Raw genomic sequence first — 5,113 nt, 5'->3', positions numbered from 1 at the left:
CGGCGGTCCGCCGCCGCGCCGCTGGCAGTGAACTGAAAGCCCATCGACACAGCATTCCTCCTTCTGGAGAACACCATGAAAGACCTGCTCAACCTCTTCAACCAGCAGCGCCAGACGCTGGACTTCGACGCGATCAAGATCGCGCTGGCCTCGCCGGACCTGATCCGTTCGTGGTCCTTCGGCGAAGTGAAGAAGCCGGAAACCATCAACTACCGTACCTTCAAGCCGGAACGCGACGGCCTGTTCTGCGCCGCCATCTTCGGCCCGGTGAAGGACTACGAGTGCCTGTGCGGCAAGTACAAGCGCATGAAGCACCGCGGCGTGGTCTGCGAAAAGTGCGGTACCGAAGTGACCCTGGCCAAGGTGCGCCGCGAGCGCATGGGCCACATCGACCTGGCCTCGCCGGTCGCGCACATCTGGTTCCTCAAGTCGCTGCCGTCGCGCATCGGCCTGATGCTGGACATGACCCTGCGCGACATCGAGCGCGTGCTGTACTTCGAAGCGTACGTGGTGACCGAGCCGGGCCTGACCGCCCTGGAGCGCCGCCAGCTGCTGACCGAGGAACAGTACCTGCAGGCGCGCCAGGAACACGGTGACGACTTCGACGCCGCCATGGGCGCCGAGGCCGTCTACGAACTGCTGCGCACGATCGACCTGCAGTCCGAGATGACCCGCCTGCGCGAGGAAATCGCCGCTACCGGTTCGGAAACCAAGCTCAAGCGCCTCACCAAGCGCATCAAGCTGATCGAAGCCTTCCTGGAATCGGGCAACCGTCCGGAATGGATGGTCATGACCGTGCTGCCGGTGCTGCCGCCGGACCTGCGTCCGCTGGTCCCGCTGGATGGCGGCCGCTTCGCGACCTCCGACCTGAACGACCTGTACCGCCGCGTCATCAACCGCAACAACCGCCTGCGCCGCCTGCTCGAACTGAGCGCGCCGGACATCATCGTGCGCAATGAAAAGCGCATGCTGCAGGAATCGGTCGATGCACTGCTGGACAACGGCCGCCGCGGTCGTGCCATCACCGGCACCAACAAGCGCCCGCTGAAGTCGCTGGCCGACATGATCAAGGGCAAGCAGGGCCGCTTCCGCCAGAACCTGCTCGGCAAGCGCGTCGACTACTCGGGCCGTTCGGTCATCGTGGTCGGCCCGTACCTGCGCCTGCACCAGTGCGGCCTGCCGAAGAAGATGGCGCTTGAGCTGTTCAAGCCGTTCGTCTTCGCCAAGCTGCAGCGTCGTGGCCTGGCCACCACCATCAAGGCTGCCAAGAAGCTGGTCGAGCGCGAAGAAGCCGAAGTCTGGGACATCCTGGAAGAGGTCATCCGCGAGCATCCGGTGATGCTGAACCGTGCGCCGACCCTGCACCGCCTGGGCATCCAGGCGTTCGAGCCGGTACTGATCGAGGGCAAGGCCATCCAGCTGCACCCGCTGGTCTGCACCGCGTTCAACGCCGACTTCGACGGTGACCAGATGGCCGTCCACGTGCCGCTCTCGCTGGAAGCCCAGCTGGAAGCGCGTGCGCTGATGATGTCGACCAACAACATCCTGTCGCCGGCCAACGGTGAGCCGATCATCGTGCCGTCGCAGGACGTCGTGCTGGGTCTGTACTACATGACCCGCTCGCTGGAGAACAAGAAGGGCGAGGGCATGGCCTTCGCCAACATCGCCGAAGTCAAGCGCGCCTACGACAACCGCGTGGTGGAACTGCACGCCAAGGTCAAGGTCCGCATCACCGAGGTGGTGACCGACGAAGACGGCAACAAGCAGAACAAGACCTCGATCGTGGACACCACGATCGGTCGCGCCCTGCTGGCTGAAATCCTGCCGGAAGGCCTGCCGTTCGCGCTGGCCAATGTCGAGCTGACCAAGAAGAACATCAGCCGCCTGATCAACTCCAGCTACCGCCAGCTCGGCCTGAAGGACACGGTCGTGTTCGCCGACAAGCTGATGTACACCGGCTTCGCCTATGCGACCCGCGCCGGCGTCTCGATCGGCATCGACGACATGCTGATCCCGGACGAGAAGAAGGGCATCCTCACCGAGGCCGAAGCCGAAGTGCTGGAAATCCAGGAGCAGTACCAGTCGGGCCTGGTCACCGCCGGCGAGCGCTACAACAAGGTGGTCGACATCTGGTCGCGCACCAACGAGCGCATCGCCAAGGCGATGATGGACACCATCGGTACCGAGAAGGTCGTCAATGCCAAGGGCGAGACCATCGACCAGAAGTCGATGAACTCGCTGTACATCATGGCCGACTCCGGTGCGCGTGGTTCGCAGGCGCAGATCCGTCAGCTGGCCGGCATGCGTGGCCTGATGGCCCGCCCGGACGGCTCGATCATCGAGACGCCCATCAAGGCGAACTTCCGCGAAGGCCTGAACGTGCAGGAGTACTTCAACTCCACCCACGGTGCCCGTAAGGGTCTGGCCGATACCGCGCTGAAGACCGCGAACTCGGGTTACCTGACCCGTCGCCTGGTCGACGTGGCGCAGGACGTGGTGATCACCGAAGTGGATTGCGGTACCACCGAAGGCCTGATCATGACCCCGATCGTGGAAGGCGGCGACGTGGTCGAGCCGCTGAAGGATCGCGTGCTGGGCCGCGTGGTTGCCGAGGACGTGTTCCTGCCGGGCAACGACGAAGATCCGATCGTCACCCGCAACACCCTGCTGGACGAAGCCTGGGTTGCCAAGCTGGAAGATGCCGGCGTGCAGACCATCAAGGTCCGCTCGACCATCTCCTGTGAATCGGCCTTCGGTGTCTGCTCGCGCTGCTACGGCCGCGACCTGGCCCGTGGCCACCTGGTCAACATCGGTGAAGCGGTCGGCGTCATCGCCGCCCAGTCCATCGGTGAGCCGGGTACCCAGCTGACCATGCGTACGTTCCACATCGGTGGTGCGGCGTCGCGAGCTGCTGCGGTCGACAACATCACCGTCAAGACCACCGGCTCGGTCAAGTTCAGCAACCTCAAGTCGGTCGAGCACGCCAACGGCTCGCTGGTGGCGGTGTCGCGCTCGGGCGAAATCTCGGTGCTCGATGCGCACGGCCGTGAGCGTGAGCGTTACAAGCTGCCGTACGGTGCGACCATCACGTCCAAGGACGGTGATGCGATCAAGGCGGGCCAGACCGTGGCCAACTGGGATCCGCATAACCACCCGATCGTGTCGGAAGTGGCCGGCTTCATCCGCTTCATCGACTTCGTCGACGGCGTCACCGTCATCGAGAAGACCGACGAGCTGACCGGCCTGGCCTCGCGCGAAATCACCGATCCGAAGCGTCGTGGTACCCAGGCCAAGGACCTGCGCCCGATCGTGCGCATCGTCGACGCCAAGGGCAACGACCTGTCGATCCCGGGCACCGACCTGCCGGCGCAGTACCTGCTGCCGCCGCGTTCGATCGTCAACCTGCAGGACGGCGCCCCGGTGGGCGTGGGCGACGTTGTCGCCAAGATCCCGCAGGAAGCGTCGAAGACCCGCGACATCACCGGTGGTCTGCCGCGCGTGGCCGACCTGTTCGAAGCGCGCAAGCCGAAGGATCCGGCGGTGCTGGCCGAGCGTTCGGGCATCATCAGCTTCGGCAAGGACACCAAGGGCAAGCAGCGCCTGATCATCAAGGACACCGATGGTTCGGAGCACGAAGAGCTGATCCCGAAGTACCGCCAGGTCATCGTGTTCGAAGGCGAGCATGTCACCAAGGGTGAAACCATCGTGGACGGCGAGCCGAGCCCGCAGGACATCCTGCGCCTGCTGGGTGTCGAGCCGCTGGCTGCCTACCTGGTCAAGGAAATCCAGGACGTGTACCGCCTGCAGGGCGTGAAGATCAACGACAAGCACATCGAGGTGATCACCCGCCAGATGCTGCGCAAGGTCGAGATCACCGACCAGGGCAGCAGCAAGTTCCTGAACGGCGAACAGGTGGAGCGCCAGCGCGTTATCGAGGAGAATGCGCGCCTGTCGACCCGCAACGAACTGCCGGCGCGCTTCGATCCGGTCCTGCTGGGCATCACCAAGGCCTCGCTGGCAACCGAATCGTTCATCTCGGCGGCCTCCTTCCAGGAGACCACCCGAGTGCTGACCGAGGCTGCCGTCCGCGGTACCAAGGACAACCTGCGTGGCCTGAAGGAAAACGTCATCGTCGGCCGCCTGATTCCGGCCGGTACCGGCCTGTCCTACCACAGCAGCCGCCGTCGCGGCGCGACCGGTCTCACCGACTCGGAAATGCAGACCCTGGCCGGCACCCCGGCTGCGGTGGAGTCCCCGGTGGTTGAAGCCGAAGCTGAACAGGCCTCGGGCGAAGAATGAGGTATCCGGTCCGGCCGCAAGGCCGGACCACCCCATCGGTCCATCGATGGGATTGGGAAAGGGCAGGGGAGGTCGTCCGTGATCGACCCAGCCAATCTGAACGGGGTACATGGAGGCCCCCCAGTAACGTCCCGGGATCAGGGACGGGCTTGACAGGAGGCGTTTGACTGCTTTCCTTGCAGGTTGCTACAATCGTCTGTCTCAGCAGGCCAAAATTTCGGCCTGCTTTAACATTTCCGCATCTCTGGTCGGATTTTCCGGCCACCAATCAGAAGAACCTACTGATGGCGACGATCAACCAGCTGGTCCGCAAGCCGCGGCAAGCGACCACCTACAAGAGTGCCTCGCCGGCGCTCGACAAGTGCCCGCAGCGCCGTGGCGTCTGCACCCGTGTCTACACCACCACTCCGAAGAAGCCGAACTCGGCTCTGCGCAAGGTTGCCAAGGTCCGCCTGACCAACCAGGAAGAAGTGATTTCCTACATCGGTGGTGAAGGCCACAACCTGCAGGAGCACTCCGTGGTCCTGATCCGCGGCGGTCGCGTCAAGGACCTGCCGGGTGTGCGTTACCACACCGTTCGTGGCTCGCTCGACGCCGCCGGCGTTGCCAAGCGTCGCCAGGCCCGTTCCAAGTACGGCGCCAAGCGTCCGAAGGCATAAGGAGAGAGCACTATGTCGCGTAAGGGTAATACTCCGCAGCGTTCCGTCCTGCCCGATCCGAAGCACGGAAGCGAAACCATCGCCCGCTTCATCAACATGGTCATGCAGAGCGGCAAGAAGTCCGTCGCCGAAAAGATCGTGTACGGCGCCATGGA

At 64.1% G+C, this 5,113-nt stretch carries 2 protein-coding genes and 1 pseudogene; all 3 read left to right on the top strand.

Annotated features, from left to right (window positions below):
- Positions 1–75: 75 nt before the first annotated feature.
- Positions 76–4,299: a DNA-directed RNA polymerase subunit beta' gene (rpoC, locus tag ABGA94_RS13750; RefSeq protein ID WP_005415410.1), complete on the top strand. Its 4,224-nt coding sequence runs from the start codon at positions 76–78 to the stop codon at positions 4,297–4,299.
- Between the two features lie 284 nt (positions 4,300–4,583).
- Positions 4,584–4,958: a 30S ribosomal protein S12 gene (gene rpsL, locus ABGA94_RS13745; RefSeq protein ID WP_004145320.1), complete on the top strand. Its 375-nt coding sequence runs from the start codon at positions 4,584–4,586 to the stop codon at positions 4,956–4,958.
- Between the two features lie 12 nt (positions 4,959–4,970).
- Positions 4,971–5,113 (top strand): annotated as a pseudogene (locus tag ABGA94_RS13740) (30S ribosomal protein S7); the annotation flags it as partial.

This window comes from Stenotrophomonas sp. 3diitr2024 (assembly GCF_042136455.1).
In the GTDB taxonomy this organism is placed as follows: domain Bacteria; phylum Pseudomonadota; class Gammaproteobacteria; order Xanthomonadales; family Xanthomonadaceae; genus Stenotrophomonas; species Stenotrophomonas sepilia.
This window is presented reverse-complemented; position numbering and strand designations above follow the sequence as displayed.

Excerpts from the sequence above, each read along its gene's own strand:
- rpoC (WP_005415410.1), top strand. The coding sequence starts at position 76 with ATGAAAGACCTGCTCAACCTCTTCAACCAGCAGCGCCAGACGCTGGAC.
- rpsL (WP_004145320.1), top strand. The coding sequence starts at position 4,584 with ATGGCGACGATCAACCAGCTGGTCCGCAAGCCGCGGCAAGCGACCACC.